The sequence below is a fragment of the Kitasatospora sp. NPDC058115 genome (assembly GCF_042884635.1).
Taxonomy (GTDB): domain Bacteria; phylum Actinomycetota; class Actinomycetes; order Streptomycetales; family Streptomycetaceae; genus Kitasatospora.
The window spans coordinates 90,151-106,202 of the sequence record NZ_JBHVTL010000030.1; the positions used below are offsets into that span (position 1 = coordinate 90,151).

Below are 16,052 nucleotides of genomic sequence, written 5' to 3' on the forward strand. Positions count from 1 at the left end.
GACGGCCCGGGCCGGGGGCCGGCGGGCCCGCGGCGGATCAACCGCTCAGTGGATCAGCGGGTCAGGGGCGGTCGAGGGTGATGGAGTTGATCGGCGTCAGGTCGGCGTAGACACCCGTCTGGGGGGCGAGGTCCTCGCCGCAGCCGGTGCCGTTGGAACCGGTGCACAGGTGGGCGTGCGCGCCGCCGGACTGGTTGTTGAGGACCCAGTGCGAGCCGTACTGGTTGCGGAGGTTGTGGGCTCCGTAGCTCCAGAAGACATCGGTCGGCGGCCGGCTGGTGTCGGCGTCCCGGGGGTAGATGCAGACCGCCCCGTACGGGCAGCCGTCCCAGGAGCCGTCGGCGGCCTCGGCGCCGGAGGTCCCCGTCGTGGTGGCCGCGGCGGCCGCGAGGGCGAGCGCGGCGGCGGCGTGCAGGATCTTGCGCATGGTGGTGCTCCTTCAGGTGCTGGTCCGGCCTGCGTCCGGCCGGTGCTCAGCAGCGTAGGAAGGCACCGCCCGCAGCGGTCCCTGACGGATGACAGGGGGCCGGGGCGGTCCCGGCACCGGGGGTCAGCGCTGTGCGGCGAAGGTGTCGCAGCGGGCCGGGTCGCCGGTGCGGTAGCCGGTGGTGAACCAGGTCCTGCGCTGCTCGGAGGAGCCGTGCGTCCAGGTGTCGGGGTCGATCCGGCCGGTGGCCTGCTTCTGGATCCGGTCGTCTCCGACGGCCGCCGCGGCGTCCAGGCCCTGGGCGATGTCCTGGTCGGTGAGGGTGCTGATCAGCGGGCGGCCGGTGGAGGCCTGCGGGGTGGTGGTGGCGTGGTGGGCCCAGACCCCGGCGTAGCAGTCGGCCTGGAGCTCCAGCTTCACCGAGGCGCTGTCCCGGCCCTGCCGGTCCTGCCCGACCTTCTGCATCGTGCCGGTCAGGTTCTGGATGTGGTGGCCGTACTCGTGGGCGACGACGTACGCCTCGGCGAACGGGCCGCCGCGCGCGCCGAAACGGGTGGACAGCTCGTCGAAGAAGCCGAGGTCGAAGTAGGCCCGCCGGTCGCCGGAGCAGTAGAACGGGCCGACCGCGGAGCTCGCCGCACCGCAGGCGGTGGAGACCCGGCCGGTGAACAGGACCGTCTCGGCGGGCCGGTAGGCGACGCCGGAGCGCGGCAGCTGGCCGCGCCAGTAGTCCTGGAGGCTGTTGGTGACGGCGACGATCCGGCAGTCCTGGCGGCGGTTGGCGTCGGCGCCCTTCTTGCAGGCCTGCTCGACCTCCCCCGCGCTGGTCGACCGGTCGGCCCCGGCGTTCGACCCGCCGCCGTCGGAGAGCCCGAGGATGCTCGGGTCGACGCCGAAGAGCACCGCGATCAGCACGGCGATCAGACCGGCCGCCCCACCGCCGATGGCGACCTTCCCCCCGGGGATGCCGCGCCGGTCGTCCACCTGCGAGGTGTCGAGGTCGCCCTGGTCGTCGAACTGCATGCCGGTCCGTCCGTCGTGTGCCACCGGAGTCCACGACCCCGGGCGGCCGGGCCCCGGCCGCCCGGCCACGGTAGCCGCTCCGCAGGCCGGCGCCGACCAAGGACGCGCAGGTCAGCGGGCGTCTTCCGGCCGGGCGGCCGATCCTGTGACCGGCCGTGGCGACCCTGTCACCAACCGTCGGGCCCCGGCCTCCGGAGGACCGGGCGATCCGTACCGCTGCCCCGCACCAAAGCACCCGCCAACCCCTCAGGAAGCCCCACGCCACCCGGCCCACAGGACAGCGCCGGAATCCGTCCCGGGCCGCCCCGGCACCCGAGGGACCGAACCGTGCCGCTGCCCCACACGGCGCGACGGACCACCGCGTACGGGAGCACCTCTGGGCACCGGGACGGAGCCGGGATCCGGCCCCGTTCTCCGGGCGTCCCGGCACCCGGAGGACCGAACCGTGCCGCTGCGGCGGGATCCGACCCTGGCCACCCGGGCGTCCCTGCGCCCGGGGCGGGGCGGGCAGCGGGTCGCCAGGGTGGTGCCGGATGTCGACGGCGCGGCCGTGCTGCCACGGCCGGGCTCGTCCGCCCTCCCCCGGGGGCCGCGTCTCCGCTGCGGCGGGCCCGGGACGGCGGCTGCTGCATCCGTCGGTGCGGACGACGCGCGGCGTGGGTCTGCTCCGGGGTCGCCGACGGGACGGCGGCTACGGTGGCGGCCATGATCACTCATCTGGTCCCCACCTGGGAGGTCTCGGAGAGCCGGGGCGTCGAGACCGCCTGGATCGAACTCGGCGACGGCACCCTGAGCGCCCGCGGGCGCGTGGTCGGTCTGGTGCCCGCGCCGTACTGGCTCGACTACGAGCTCGACACCGGGCCGGCCTGGACCACCCGGCGGCTCGCGGTCCGCGCCCGCACGGCGGAGGGCACCCGGGAGCTGGAGCTGCTGAACGACGACGGACGCTGGACCGTCGACGGCCACCACCGGCCGGAGCTCGACGGGGCGCTCGACTGCGACCTCGGGCTCTCCCCGCTGACCAACGCCATGCCGGTGCTCCGCCACCGGCTCCACCGGGAGCCGGGGCGGCACGACTTCCTGATGGCGTGGGTCCGGGTGCCCGACCTGACGGTGCACCCGTCGCGCCAGACGTACACCCACCTGGGGCCCGCCGGGGAGGATGACGGCACCGGTGCGGCCGCGAGGGTCCGGTACGAGTCGGGGGACTTCCGCAGCAATCTGCTCCTCGACCGGCACGGTCTGGTGCTCGACTACCCCGACCTGGCCCGCCGGCACGGCTGAGCCGCCGGCCGGCGCCGTCCGCTGAAGCTTGTCTCCTCGGTCATCTGCGGAGCCCGATGAGGATGGCCGCGAGGTGGAGTGCGGCTTGGCGGGCGATGGCGAGTTCGTCGGTGCGCACGGCCGGGCCGCGCCACTGTTCCAGGCGGTTGATGCACCGCTCGACCGCGTTCCGCTCCTTGTGGGCCTCCGGTCGAAGCCCGGCGGGCGTCCGCCGCGTGAGCCGCGCCGCAGCCGGTTGCGGACCTGGTCCACCGGCTGCGGGACGACCGCGCGGATGTGGCGCCGGCGCAGGTGGGAGCGGATCGCGCGGGCTGAGTACGCGCGATCCGCGATCACCGTGTCGGGCCGGGTCCGAAGCCGCCCGGAACCCGGGCGGGGAACCCGGATCGCGGCCATGACGGTCGTGAACGCCCGCGCGTCGCCGGCCGGGTTCCGGCCCCGCATCGACGGAACAGACGAACACGGGCGTTCCCCGGAACCGTTTCCTCTCCGACGCGGCGAGTGGAGGCCTCTCGCCGTCGAAGCCCCCCGCCACCGCGCCACTACAACTCACCGCAGCTGTGGGAATCGCAGTACGAGGACAGGCCGATCCGGCTCTCTTCGAGTGCCGGCGCGAGGGACACAGCGCGTGGACCGTCCCGTACGAGATACCCGTCGTTCTCCAGCCTGCGGCATGTCTCAGAGACAGGCGGATGTGGAGCTCCGGGTTCGGGCGGTTGACCGGTCAGCGATGGCCGCTGTTCTCGCGCAGCACATCGTGCTTGACTCCCATGCACGACGGGGAGCGTGGTCCCGGCACCCCGCCGGTCGGCGGGTGGGGACAACCCCCGGGCCGGTCGGGGGTGCACCGGATGGCCTGTGATGCCGGTGCCCGGCGAGAGTTGGGCCCATGATCACCACGCGCAAGTTCCTGCTCGCCGCACTGCTCGTCCCGCTCGGTGCCACCCTGGCCGTCGCTCCGGCCGCTTCGGCCGCCGCTCCCCCCGCCGGGTCCGCGGCGTCGGTCTCCGCCGACGCCGTCGCGTTCCGCTCCCCCGAGGCCGCCCTCGACCGGGTGGCGCACCCGCTGCGCACCACCGAACCCCGCGGCGGCGTCGCCGATCTGCGCCCGTTCGGCACGATGGTCGGCGGCGCCACCGTGGTGGGCGTGGGCGAGGCCACCCACAGCTCACACGAGTTCATCGCCCTCAAGCACCGGGCCTTCCGCTACCTGGTCGAGGAGAAGGGCTTCCGCACCTTCGCCCTCGAAGCCGCCTGGAGCAGCGGACTGCGGATCGACGCCTACCTCACCCGGGGCGAGGGCGACCTGAAGCAGATCATGGACGAGGAGTTCCAGGGCACCTACCGGTGGTGGAACAACGCCGAGTACCGCGACCTGCTCCAGTGGATGCGCGCCTACAACATCCAGCACCCCGAGGACCCGGTGCACTTCGTCGGCGACGACAACGGGTTCGCCGGCGCGGAGCTCTACGACAAGGTGAACGCCTATGCCGCTGCGGTCCTCCCCGAACTGGCCCCCCGGCTCACCGCGCTCTACCAGGGCCTGCGGCCCACCACCGACGCCGCCACCTACGTCAACGACTACTCCTCGAAGCCGATGGCCGAACGCAAGGAGCTCGCCGAGCGCACCGGGCGAGCGGTGGACCTGCTCAAGCAGCACCCCGGCGCCGACGCCGACGCGCACGCCTGGGCTGTGCAGCACGCCAGTGCGATCCACCAGATGACCACCCTGTACGCCTTCGACTGGGACGACCCCCAGAGCATCCCCGGCGCCATGCTCTACCGCGACCGCGTGATGGCGGACAACATCGCCTGGTGGCAGCAGCGCACCGGCAGCAAGATCATGATCTCCGCCCACAATGGTCACATCGCCCTCAAGAGTTACGCCCCGGACATGTACCCCCGGGTGCAGGGCGACTTCCTGCGCGAGCAGCTGGGCACGGGTTACGTGAGCGTCGGTCTCACCTTCAATCAGGGCACCTTCAACGCCTTCAACCACGATGGTGCCCCGGAGCGCTTCACCGTCACACCTGCCGCCCCCGGCACCGCCGAACACACCCTCGACAAGGTCCGCCACCGCGACTACGTCGCCGACCTGCGCAACACCCCGGCCCCCGCCCGCACCTGGCTCGCCGAACCGCACACGATCAAGAACATCGGCGCCACCTACCCCGGGATCGCCGACGCCCCGCAGATCCGCCTCGCCCAGACCCACGACATCCTGATCCACCTCCAGCAGGTCCAGGCAGCCCGCATGCTCAACTGAAGCTCGTTCCAGAAGGTCTGGTGCGGGGCAGTTCTCCGGTGCGGGTGGGGTGCCTCGGGCTGAGCCGGTCTGGGGGGAAACGCTCGCGGGGCTGCGGATGCGGCAGTTCGAGGGCCTGGTGCGGGTGGTGCGCGAGCGGGGCGGCAACGGGCCGGGCGGCGGCAGGCCGTGGCACCTGCCGCCGCCCGACCGGATCCTCCGGGTCGCCGTCCACTACCGCACCGGCCTTCGCCCGAACCGCCTGAACCAGCAGGTCGACCCACACGCCGACCTGCCCGCACCCGGACTTCTGCAACAGGCCTCAGCGGGCGGCGGCGGCCGGTGCCGGGGCGTACCCGGCCGGGCGGGTGGTGAACGTGCCCCGGCCCCGGGTGCGGCTGCGCAGGGCGGTCGCGTAGCCGAACAGTTCGGCGAGCGGCACGACCGCCGTCACCACCGCCGTCCCGCCGCGCGCCGGGGCCGAGCCCCGGACCCGGCCCCGGCGCGCGGCGAGGTCACCGAGCACACCGCCCACCGCCTCCTGCGGCACGGTCACCGTCACCTCGGCGACGGGCTCCAGCAGCACCATCCGGCAGGCTCGCAGGGCCTCGCGCAGCGCCAGCCGCCCGGCGGTGCGGAAGGCGAGCTCCGAGGAGTCCTTCGGATGGGTGGCGCCGTCGGTCAGGACGACCCGCAGGCCGGTCACTGGGTGGCCGCCCAGCGGGCCCTCGGCGAGCGCGTCCCGGCAGCCGGCCTCGACCGCCCGGACGTACTCCTTCGGCACCCGCCCACCGGTGACGGTGGACGCGAACACGAAACCCTCCCCCTCCTCCTGCCCGGCCGGACCGGCCGGCGGTGCCACGTCGAGCACCACGTGGGCGAACTGGCCGGCGCCGCCCTCCTGTTTGACGTGCCGGTGGACGTGGCCGGTGACCCCGCTCCGCACGGTCTCCCGGTGGGCGACCTGCGGACGGCCGACGGTCACCTCGCACCCGAGGGAGCGGCGGATCCTCTCCACCGCCACCTCCAGGTGCAGTTCGCCCAGCCCGGACAGCACCCGCTGTCCGGTCTCCGGGTCGGTGCGGACGACCAGCGACGGGTCCTCCTCGGCGAGCCGGGCGAGCGCCACGGCCAGCCGCTCGGTGTCGACCGATCGGCGTGCCTCGACCGCCACCGTCACCACCGGTGCCGCCGTCACGGCCGGCTCCAGGACGAGCGGCGCGCCGGGCGCGCAGAGCGTCGTGCCGGTCCGGGCGGCCTTGACGCCCGCCACCGCGACGATGTCGCCGGCGACCGCCGTCTCCAGCTCGACGTGGTCGGCCTGCACCCGCATGATCCGGGCGATCCTCTCGGTGCGGCCGGTACCGGCGTCCAGCACGGTGTCCCCCTTGCGCAGCGTGCCCGCGTACAGGCGCAGACAGGTGAGCCGCCCGGAGGCGGTGACGTTCACCCTGAACACCAGCGCGGTGAGCGGCCCTTCGGGATCGGCGGCCCGCTCCTCCTCCCCGGCCTGCCCCGCGCCGCGCACCGCGGGAACGTCCAGCGGCGACGGCAGGTAGGCCGTGACGGCGTCGAGCAGCGGCTCGATCCCGCGGTTGCGGTAGGCCGAGCCGCACAGCACCACCACCGCCTCGCCGCTGCGGGTGAGGTCCCGCAGGGCGGCGGCCAGGGTCGCGGTGGAGAGCGCCGAGTGTTCGACGAACTCCTCCAGGGCGGCCGGGTGGAGCCCGGCCACCGCCTCCTCCAGCAGCGCGCGCCGCCGCCCGGCCTCCGCCCGGAGGCCGTCGGGCACCGGGCCGTGTCGCAGGTCGTCGCCGTCGGGGCCGCCGTCCCAGGTCAGGGCACGCATCGTCAGCAGGTCGACCACGCCCGTGAAACCGGACTCCCGGCCGATGGGCAGGTGGACGGCCAGCGGGGCCGGGTGCAGCCGCTCCCGGATGGCGGCGACGGTGGCGTCCAGGTCGGCGCCGGCCCGGTCCAGCTTGTTGACGAACGCGATCCGCGGCACGCCGTGCCGGTCGGCCTGGCGCCAGACGCTCTCGCTCTGCGGCTCCACGCCCGCGACGGCGTCGAACACCGCGACCGCCCCGTCCAGCACCCGCAGCGAGCGCTCGACCTCGTCGGCGAAGTCGACGTGGCCGGGCGTGTCGACGAGGTTGATCCGGTGGCCGTTCCAGGCGCAGCTGACGGCCGCCGCGGAGATGGTGATGCCCCGTTCGCGCTCCTGCGGGTGGCAGTCGGTGACGGTGGTGCCCTCGTGGACCTCGCCGCGGCGGTGGGTCTCGCCGGTCAGATAGAGGATCCGCTCGGTGACGGTGGTCTTGCCCGCGTCCACGTGGGCGAGGATGCCCAGGTTGCGGACGGCGGCGATGCCGGTACGGATGTCGGTGCTGCGCATGGCCCGGTGCCTTTCGGAGCTCTCGGGAAGAAGAGGGCGGCGCGATCGCGGCGACGACGACGGCGCGTCCGCCGGAGAGCCCTGCTCCCCGGCCGGTCGTCAGGTCGTCGCGCACACCCGGTGCCGGCCGCGCAGCGGGCACCGGAGGGACGAGGACACCAGGATCACCTCGAACCGGGACGAGGGGACGACGGCAGCGGTGCGGTGGCGCACGACCGGTCCTCCCTCGGCTCGTCACGTCGCGCGCCGCCACCGGAACCGGGCGGCGCGCCTCCGGGTGCCGAGTGTAGGAACCGGCCCGCGCCCGGGTCATCCGGTTTTCCCACCCGCCCCGACCACCCGCCCCGACCACCCGACGATCCGAAGACCCGGCCCGACCCGACCCTACCGGCCGACCCGGCCGACCCCGCCCGACCGGATCCCGGCAAAGGATCGTCGGCGAACCGCCCGCACTGTTACCGTCAGGCATGGGAACCGACACCAGCGGCCCCGCCGCGAACGCCGAACCACCCCTGCCCGAATCCGCCACGGCCGCAAGCCCGTTGGACATCGCCGCACTGCGCGCCGACACTCCGGGCTGCGAGTCCGTCATCCACTTCAACAACGCCGGCGCCGGCCTGATGGCCCGTCCGGTGCTCCAGGCGATGGCCGACCACCTGCACCTGGAGGCCACCACCGGCGGGTACGAGGCCGCCGAGGCCCGCGCCGCCGAGGTCGCCGGCTTCCACACCGCCGTGGCCCGGCTGCTCAACGCCGCACCGGGCACCGTCGCCTTCGCCGGCAGCGCCACCCACGCCTACGCCAAGGCGCTCTCCGCGATCGACTTCCGGCCCGGCGACACCGTCCTCACCACCCGCAACGACTACGCCTCCAACCAGATCGCCTTCCTCTCGCTGCGCCGCCGCTTCGGCGTGCGGGTGGTGCACGCCCCGGACCACCCGGACGGCAGCGGCGTCGACGTCGGGGCGATGGCGGCCCTGATGCGCACCGAACGGCCCCGGCTGGTGGCCGTCACCCACGTCCCCACCAGCTCGGGCCTGGTGCAGCCGGTCGCCGAGATCGGCCGGCACTGCCGCGAACTCGACCTGCTCTACCTGGTCGACGCCTGCCAGTCGGTGGGCCAGCTGGAGGTCGACGTCGAGGAGATCGGCTGCGACCTGCTCACCGCGACGGGCCGCAAGTTCCTGCGCGGGCCCCGGGGTTCGGGCTTCCTGTACGTCTCCGAGCGGGCGCTGCGGGCCGGCTACGAGCCGCTGTTCATCGACCTGCACGGCGCACGCTGGACGGCTCCCGGGGAGTACCGGCCGGTCGGCACGGCGGCCCGCTTCGAGGAGTGGGAGTTCTCGTACGCCACCCTGCTCGGCTGCGCGGAGGCCGTGCGCTACGCGCTGCGGGTCGGCCCGGCCGCGGTCGCGCGGCGGACCCCGGGGCTCGCCGCCCGGCTGCGCGAGCGGCTCGACGGGCTGCCCGGGGTGCGTCTGCTCGACGGCGGCCCGGCGCCCGCCGCGCTGGTGACCCTGACGGTCGCGGGGTGGCAGGCGGAGCCGTTCAAGGCGGCCCTGGACGCCCGGGGCGTCAACTCCTCGCTGAACTTCCGCGAGTACGCGCAGTTCGACTTCGACGACAAGGACGTCGCCTGGTGCCTGCGGCTGTCGCCGCACTACTACAACACCGAGGACGAGGTCGACGAGGTGGCCGACACCGTCGCCCGGCTGGTCCGCGGCGGCCCGGGTGCGAACGGGCGGGTCCCGGCACGGGAGGCCGGCCGGTGACCGGCGCGGGGACCGGCCGGCCTCAGCTCCGCCGGGACGGCGTCGCAACGGCCCCCCGCACCCGGTCCTCCGCCGCCCCCTCCCCGGCGGCGCCCCGGCCGCCCCGGTCCCCCCGGTCCCCCCGGCCGGGCCGGCCGAGGGCGACACCGGCCAGGACCAGCAGCAGGCCCGCGGCCTGCGCCGGGCCGAAGCCCTCGCCCGCCAGCGCGGTGCCCAGCAGGACGCCGGTCAGCGGGTTGAGCAGCCCCACCAGCCCGACCGTCCCGGGCGGGAGACGCCGCAGACCGGCGAACCAGGCCGTGAAGGCCAGCGCGGTCGCCACCACCGCGACGTAGCCGAAGGCGAGCAGTTCCCGCCCGGTGGGCGCCACGGGCGGGCCCTCGACGGCGGCGGCCAGGGGCAGCAGCACCACCCCGCCGGCCACCAGCTGCCAGGCGGTGGTGGTGAGGACGTCCGCGCCGTCCCGCCAGCGGCCGGCGAGCACGTAGCCGAGCGAGGAGACGAGCATCGCCGCCGCCGAGGCGGCCAGGCCGGGCAGGCTGACCGGTTCGGCCCGGGTCAGCAGCATCAGCCCGACCCCGCCCAGGCCCACCAGCGCGCCGAGCAGGTGGGCCCGGGCGGGGCGGGCGGCGGTCAGCGCCCAGGCGAGCAGCAGCATGGCGAGCGGCGAGGCCGCCATCACCGTGGCGGCCACGCCGGTGGCCAGCGACTGCGAGGCGATGTAGAGCAGGACGAAGAATCCCGCGGTGTTGAGCAGCCCGAGCAGCGCCGAGCGCCACCACCAGACTCCGCGCGGCCGGCGCGGGCGCAGCGCCAGCAGGAGCAGGCCGGCGGGCAGGGCCCGCAGGGCGGCGCCCCAGAGCGGTCGGTCGGCCGGGAGGAACTCACGGGTGACGTAGTAGTTGGCGCCCCAGGCCACCGGTGCCACGGCGGTCAGCAGGATCCACCGAAAACTGGCTTCCATGGAAGGCAATATAACTTCCCGGGAAGCTACCCGGCTACGATGGAGGCATGGAACGCAGCCGAGACGGCCGGAACCCGACGGACCCGCCCCCCGACCACGTCGCCCTGATCCAGGCCGAGTGGCGCCGCGAGCGGCCCGACCTCGACGTCTCCCCGCAGGCGGTGATCGGCCGGCTGCACCGGCTGGCCGCCCGGCTCACCGAGGAGCTCTGCCTGGTCTACGGGCGCTACGGGCTGGCCGAGGGCGAGTTCGACGTGCTCGCCGCGCTGCGCCGGGCGGGCGCGCCCTTCGAGCGGGCCCCCGGCGAGCTGGCGGCCCGCACCATGGTCACCACCGGCGCGATGACCAAGCGGATCGACCGGCTGGAGCGGGCGGGCCTGGTCACCCGCCGGCGCAGCGAGGCGGACGGGCGCGGCCGGGTGGTCGCCCTCACCGAGGCGGGCCGCCGGCTGTTCGACGAGGCGTTCACCGCCCACATGCGCAACGAGCACCGGCTGCTGGGCCTGCTCGCCCCCGAGGAGGCGGCCGCCCTGGAGGGCCTGCTGACGACCTGGCAGCAGCGCCTGGACCACCCGCAGGACCTGTCGGCGAAATCCGGATGATCCGACCGGATCCCGCGCGATACCGTCGCCGGGTGACGAATCGGACCTGGGACCTCATCCTCATCGGCGGCGCCTCCGGCGTCGGCAAGAGCCTGGCCGCCGCCCGGCTCGCGGCCGGGACCGGCGCCTTCGTCGTCGAGTTCGACGACGTGGTCGCCGCCGCGCAGGAGCTGACCACCGCCGCGCAGCACCCGGGGCTGCACCACTTCACCGACGGCGCCGTCCCGGCGCGGGAGCTGACGCCCGGGCGCGTGCTGGAGCTCCAGATCGCCACCGCCGAGGCGCTGGAGCCGGCCCTGATCGGCGTGGTGCGCAACCGGCTGACCGTCCCGGTCCCCGCCGTCGTCGAGGGCGACTACCTCACCCCGGCCGCCTGCGCCCGGGCCGTCGCGCTGGGGCGGGCGGCGGGGCGGGAGGTCCGGGCGGTCTTCCTGCACGAGGGCGACGCGGACCGGATCGCCGCCAACTACGCGGCCCGCGAGCCGGAGGACGGCGTGCAGACGGACCGCGCCGAGGTCAGCGCCCGGTACTCGCACTGGCTCGCCGACGGGGCCCGCCGGCACGCCCTGCCGGTGGTCGACTGCCGCCCGTGGCCGACGCTCGCCGAGCGGATGGAGCGCGCCCTCGGCGCGGACGGCGCCCCCGGCGGTCAGATCAGCGTGTAGCCGCCGCTGCGGAAGGTCGAGCCGACGTTGCTGCAGTAGGCGTAGGACCAGACCCCGCCGGAGCGGGTGGGCCCGTAGACCACCTGGTTGTTGGCGCACACCGCCCACGCGTAGTAGCTGCGGGTGCCGTCGCAGGAGGCGCCGTAGCTGACGTAGTTGCTGTACGTGGAACAGGCCGCCACCCGGGCGGGCGCGGCGGAGGCCGGGACGGCGGCGAGGACCGGGACGGCGAGGGCGGCGGTGGCGGCGAGGGCCGCGGCCGCGGTGCGGATGCTCATGGTGTTCCCCTCCGGTGGGGCTCGTTGAGGTGGACCGGGTCGTGCGGGCTCCACTGTGCGCCCCCGGCGCGTGCCGCACTCCGCAGCAGGACGGGAAACCGCGATCCCCACGGCCCTTGCCGGGACGGGCTGTTGTGTCATGTTCCCGCGACAAATGGGGCTTTTGTTCGCACGGCCGAACAGGTCGGTTCACCATCGCGTGGTGTGACGGTCTTTCGTGGACGATTGGCTGCCGTCGGCCTGGTGATCATGCACCCGGGCCGCGCCGTTTCCGCGGCGCCCCGTGCCGCCGACCGCGTCCTGCGCTCGCACCGGCGGCACGCACGTCCCGTCGCAGTACGAGGAGCTGAACCACCGATGTCACCGCCCGTCACCCCCACGACGACCGCCCCCGCCCCCCCGCCCGCCCCGCGCCGCCGCCGGCGCTCCGCCGCGGCGGTCGCGCTCTGCGCGCTCGTCGCCGCCGGACTGCCCGCCCTCGCCCCCGCCACCGCCTGGGCCGCGCCCGGCGCACCGGCCGCCCCCGGCACCGCCGCCGACCCCGGTCCGGTGCTCGACCGCCCCGGCGAGTCGGTCGTCACCCGGCGCGAGGTCACCCCGATCGCCCCGGGGCTGACCATGACCGACTTCGACCGGCTCGGGAAGACCGGCTGGATCCGCGGCAAGGTCCTGGTCGCCGACCTCGCCACCGAGGGCCTGAGCGTGGACTACCTGTCCTCCGGCCAGGTGACCACCCGCCGGACCGTCACCGACATGGCCCGGGGCGCCGGCGCGGTCGCCGCCATCAACGGCGACTACTTCGACATGAACGCCTCCGAGGCGCCGCTCGGCGTCGGCGTCTCCCGCGAGGACGGCCTGATCCACGCCCCCGTCGAGGGCTGGAACCAGGCCGTGACCGTCGGTGCCGACGGCCTGGCCCGGATGGCCGAGGTGTTCCTGGAGGGCCACGCCGCCCTGCCCGGCGGCCGCGAGCTGACCCTCGCCGGCGTCAACACCTACGGCCTGCCCGCCGACGGCGTCGGCCTGTTCACCCCCGCCTGGGGCACGGCCTCGCGCGCCAAGGTCGCCGGCGGCTCGGCCGAGGTCACCGAGGTCGAGCTGCGCGACGGCCGGGTCACCGCCGTCCGCGACCACCTGGGCGGCGCCGTGCCCGAGGGCGCCACCGTGCTGGTCGGCCGGGAGGCCGGCGCCCGCGCGCTGCGCGACCTCAAGCCGGGCGACCAGGTGTCCACCGGCTACCGGCCGCGCGCCTCCTTCGGCGAGGTCGCGGTGGCGGTCGGCGGCTACCAGGTGCTGGTCCGCGACGGCGTCGCCATGCGGCCCGGCGAGAACGACGGCAACGAGCTCAACGCCCGCACCGCCGTCGGCTTCTCCGCCGACAACAAGCGGATGTACCTGGTCACGATCGACGGCCGGCAGGCCGACAGCCCCGGCATCAGCCTGCCCGACCTCGCGGTGCTGATGCGCGACCTCGGGGCGCGCAACGCGCTCAACATGGACGGCGGCGGCTCGGCCGCGATGGCCGCCCGGCTGCCCGGCACCGCCGAGGCCGGCACCGTCAGCAGCCCGTCCGACAACGGCGGGGAGCGCGCCGTCGCCAACGGGCTCGGCCTGTTCTCCGCCCCGGGATCCGGCCGGGTCAAGGGCTTCCGGGTGCGCCCGGCGGAGAGCGTGGACACCGCGAGCCGGGTCTTCCCCGGCCTGCACCGCACGGTCCGCGCCCTGCCGCACGACGAGACCTTCGGCCCGGTGACCGGCAGCACCCCGGCGGTCCGCTGGGCGGCCGCCGGGAACGGCGGCACCGGAGCCGTCGAGGTGTCCGGCCGGGGCACCGGGGCCGTCGTCACCGGCCGCACCTCCGGACCGGCCGCCGTCACCGCCACGGCCGACGGCGCCGAGACCGGCACCCTGCCGCTGACCGTGCTCGGCGCGCCGGTGCGGATCACCGCCGGCACCGACCCGATCGGCCTGGAGAGCGCCGGCGCCACCGCGAAGATCGCCGTCACCGGCTACGACGCCCAGGGCCACGCCGCCCCGGTCGAGGCCGCGGACATCACCGTCACCGGCGGCGCGGGCGTGGTCGAGACCTCCGCCGCCGACGACGGCTCGATCGCCCTCAAGGCGCTCGCCGACGGCACCTCCGCCACCCTCAAGCTGACCGTGGGCGGTCTGGAGAGCGCCGTCGCCGTCACCGTCGGCATGGCCGAGAAGCCGTTCGCCGACTTCTCCGACGCGGCCGCCTGGAAGTCCGGCAACGACCGCGCGCCCGGCGGCGGCGTCGCCCCGGCCGCCGGCCACGACGGCGGCAAGGGCCTGCGCCTGAGCTACGACTTCACCCAGTCGACCGGCACCCGCGGCCAGTACGCCATCGCCCCCGAGGGCATCGTGCTGCCCGGCCAGCCGCGCTCGCTCACGATGTGGATCGAGGGCGACGGCAACGGCGCCTGGCCGCGCATCCAGTACCGGACCGCCGCCGGCGTCACCGCCAACCTGGACGCGCCGATGGTCACCTGGACCGGCTGGCAGAAGGTCGAGTTCCCGATCCCGGCCGGCGTGCAGTACCCGCTGACCTTCCAGCGCTTCCGGCTGATGGAGACCAGCGCCGCCCGTTCCTACACCGGTGCGCTCACCCTGGCCGACCTGCGGGCCAAGGTGGCACCGGACGTCGAACTGCCGGTGCGCCCGAAGGTCACCGACCCGGTGGTGCTCACCCACGGCACCGTCGACGGCAAGCCGCTGCGGGTCGCGGTGATGTCTGACGCCCAGTTCATCGCCCGCGCCCCGGAGAGCGACATCGTGCAGGCCGCCCGCCGCACGCTGCGCGACATCGCCGCCGCCGAGCCCGACCTGCTGGTCATCGCCGGCGACCTGGTCGACGAGGCGAGCCCGGCCGACTTCGCCCTCGCCCGCAAGGTGCTGGACGAGTTCGACCGGCTCACCGGGCGCAGCATCCCCTGGCACTACGTGCCCGGCAACCACGAGGTGATGGGCCCCGGCACCATCGACAACTTCACGGCCGCGTTCGGCGCGACCAGCGAGGTGTTCGACGTCAAGGGCACCCGCTTCATCACCCTGAACAGCGCGCTCGGCTCCTTCCGGGCCAGTGGCTTCGACCAGATCGCCAAGCTGCGCACCACGCTGGACGAGGCCGCCCAGGACCCGTCCGTCACCGGCCTGCTGGTGTTCGACCACCACCCGACCCGCGACCCGCTGCCCGACCAGGGCAGCCAGCTCGGTGACCGCAAGGAGGCCGCCCTGGTCGAGCAGTGGCTGGCCGGCTTCCGCGCGGGCGGCAAGTCCGCCGCCATGGTCAGCGGCCACGTCGGCGCCTTCCACGCGAGCAGCGTCGACGGCGTCCCGTACCTGATCAACGGCAACTCCGGCAAGGGCCCGGCCGCCGAGCCGGAGCGCGGCGGCTTCACCGGCTGGACGATGCTCGGCATCAACCCGGCGGCCGGCAGGGTCACCGACCCGTACGCGGTGCCGGACGACGCCTCGGCCTGGCTGCGCGCCGAGGTGCGGGCCCGCGCCGACGCGGTGCAGCTGACCGCCCCCGCGACGCTCGGCCTGCTGGAGTCCGCGCCGGTCGACGCGGCCTTCACCCAGGACGGCGAGCGCACCGTGCCGGTCGCCTGGCCGGTCACCGCCCAGTGGGGCGGGCAGGGCGTGCACATCGGCCCGGCCGCCGACGCCCCGCGCGGCACCGTCGCCGCGTACGACCCGGCCACCCGCACCCTCACCGGTCTGCGTCCGGGCAGCGCGACGCTCACCGTCACCGTCGGCGGCGTGACGGCGGAGCGCGCGCTCACCGTCGGCTCCGTCCCGGCGTGCACCACCACGCTGCGCGGCCCGCAGAAGAAGCTCGCCGTCACCTCCGGCGTCACCTGCCTGGACGGCGCCACGGTCACCGGCCCGGTGCTGGTCCAGCCGGGCGCGGCGCTGGTCGCCCACGGCACGACCTTCAAGGGCCCGGTCTCGGCCCGCGGCGCGGCGGCCTTCGTGCTGACCGACAGCCAGGTGTCCGGCCCGGTCTCGGTGAGCGGCTCCACCGGGCAGGTCGCCCTCCTCTGGTCGACCGTCGAGGGCCCGGCCCACCTGGCGCTCAACACCGGCGGCACCGCGGTCGCCGGCAGCACGGTGCGCGGTCCGCTGGACTGCGCCGGCAACACCCCGGCCCCCGGCAACGGCGGCCACGGCAACACCGTGAACGGTCCGAAGGGCGGTCAGTGCAGCACCCTGTGACGCTGCCGGACCCCTCCTGACCCCGGCCCGTGCGGCCGCCCCCCCCCCCCCCGCCGCCGCCCCCCCCCCCCCCCGCGGGGAGCCCGGCCCCGGGCCCGGGCGCGCCAGGCCCCAAAACACGCCCCGCTCCCCCCAGACCGCGGGCGGGATGC

11 protein-coding genes and 2 pseudogenes are annotated in these 16,052 nt (G+C 75.4%); 7 read left to right on the forward strand and 6 right to left on the reverse strand.

Features of this window, described 5'->3' with window-relative positions; all coding sequences use genetic code 11:
• Positions 1 to 61: 61 nt before the first annotated feature.
• Entirely contained in the window at positions 62 to 427 is a 366-nt protein-coding gene (locus tag ACFVVL_RS28710; protein WP_387680275.1) for a hypothetical protein, read from the reverse strand.
• A gap of 123 nt (positions 428 to 550) precedes the next feature.
• A complete protein-coding gene (locus ACFVVL_RS28715; RefSeq protein WP_380298327.1) occupies positions 551 to 1,450 on the reverse strand; it encodes a neutral zinc metallopeptidase in 900 nt (299 codons plus the stop codon).
• 705 nt (positions 1,451 to 2,155) lie between these two features.
• Here ACFVVL_RS28715 and ACFVVL_RS28720 point away from each other — a divergent pair.
• Positions 2,156 to 2,734, forward strand: a complete 579-nt coding sequence (locus ACFVVL_RS28720) for a putative glycolipid-binding domain-containing protein (protein ID WP_387680278.1) — start codon at positions 2,156 to 2,158, stop codon at positions 2,732 to 2,734.
• A gap of 40 nt (positions 2,735 to 2,774) precedes the next feature.
• Here the strand turns inward: ACFVVL_RS28720 and ACFVVL_RS28725 are convergent.
• Positions 2,775 to 3,160, reverse strand: a pseudogene (locus ACFVVL_RS28725) (transposase); the annotation flags it as partial.
• Between the two features lie 463 nt (positions 3,161 to 3,623).
• Between ACFVVL_RS28725 and ACFVVL_RS28730 the strand changes: the two are divergent.
• Positions 3,624 to 5,000: an erythromycin esterase family protein gene (locus ACFVVL_RS28730; protein ID WP_387680281.1), complete on the forward strand. Its 1,377-nt coding sequence runs from the start codon at positions 3,624 to 3,626 to the stop codon at positions 4,998 to 5,000.
• Positions 5,001 to 5,097: 97 nt separating this feature from the next.
• Positions 5,098 to 5,244: pseudogene (locus tag ACFVVL_RS28735) on the forward strand (IS5/IS1182 family transposase); the annotation flags it as partial.
• 57 nt (positions 5,245 to 5,301) lie between these two features.
• Here the strand turns inward: ACFVVL_RS28735 and fusA are convergent.
• Positions 5,302 to 7,377 (reverse strand): elongation factor G, encoded by a 2,076-nt coding sequence (fusA, locus tag ACFVVL_RS28740; protein ID WP_387680284.1) that lies wholly within the window; start codon positions 7,375 to 7,377, stop codon positions 5,302 to 5,304.
• A gap of 467 nt (positions 7,378 to 7,844) precedes the next feature.
• Between fusA and ACFVVL_RS28745 the strand changes: the two genes are divergently transcribed.
• The gene (locus ACFVVL_RS28745) at positions 7,845 to 9,149 is read left to right on the forward strand and encodes an aminotransferase class V-fold PLP-dependent enzyme (RefSeq protein ID WP_387680287.1); all 1,305 of its coding nucleotides are present in this window, start codon (positions 7,845 to 7,847) and stop codon (positions 9,147 to 9,149) included.
• 22 nt (positions 9,150 to 9,171) lie between these two features.
• Here ACFVVL_RS28745 and ACFVVL_RS28750 read toward each other — a convergent pair whose 3' ends face one another.
• The gene (locus ACFVVL_RS28750) at positions 9,172 to 10,113 is read right to left on the reverse strand and encodes an EamA family transporter (protein WP_387680290.1); all 942 of its coding nucleotides are present in this window, start codon (positions 10,111 to 10,113) and stop codon (positions 9,172 to 9,174) included.
• Between the two features lie 47 nt (positions 10,114 to 10,160).
• Between ACFVVL_RS28750 and ACFVVL_RS28755 the strand changes: the two genes are divergently transcribed.
• Both ACFVVL_RS28755 and ACFVVL_RS28760 read left to right on the forward strand, forming a co-directional pair.
• On the forward strand, positions 10,161 to 10,715 hold the full coding sequence (locus ACFVVL_RS28755; RefSeq protein WP_387680293.1) for a MarR family winged helix-turn-helix transcriptional regulator: 555 nt from the start codon (positions 10,161 to 10,163) through the stop codon (positions 10,713 to 10,715).
• A 32-nt stretch (positions 10,716 to 10,747) separates the two neighbouring features.
• On the forward strand, positions 10,748 to 11,380 hold the full coding sequence (locus tag ACFVVL_RS28760) for an AAA family ATPase (RefSeq protein WP_387680296.1): 633 nt from the start codon (positions 10,748 to 10,750) through the stop codon (positions 11,378 to 11,380).
• On the opposite strand, the gene ACFVVL_RS28765 is transcribed toward ACFVVL_RS28760, so the two are convergent.
• Positions 11,365 to 11,658: a hypothetical protein gene (locus tag ACFVVL_RS28765; RefSeq protein WP_350571977.1), complete on the reverse strand. Its 294-nt coding sequence runs from the start codon at positions 11,656 to 11,658 to the stop codon at positions 11,365 to 11,367. The genes ACFVVL_RS28760 and ACFVVL_RS28765 overlap by 16 nt on opposite strands.
• 357 nt (positions 11,659 to 12,015) lie before the next feature.
• Here ACFVVL_RS28765 and ACFVVL_RS28770 point away from each other — a divergent pair, with 357 nt between their 5' ends.
• The gene (locus ACFVVL_RS28770) at positions 12,016 to 15,900 is read left to right on the forward strand and encodes a phosphodiester glycosidase family protein (RefSeq protein ID WP_387680299.1); all 3,885 of its coding nucleotides are present in this window, start codon (positions 12,016 to 12,018) and stop codon (positions 15,898 to 15,900) included.
• Positions 15,901 to 16,052: the final 152 nt, after the last annotated feature.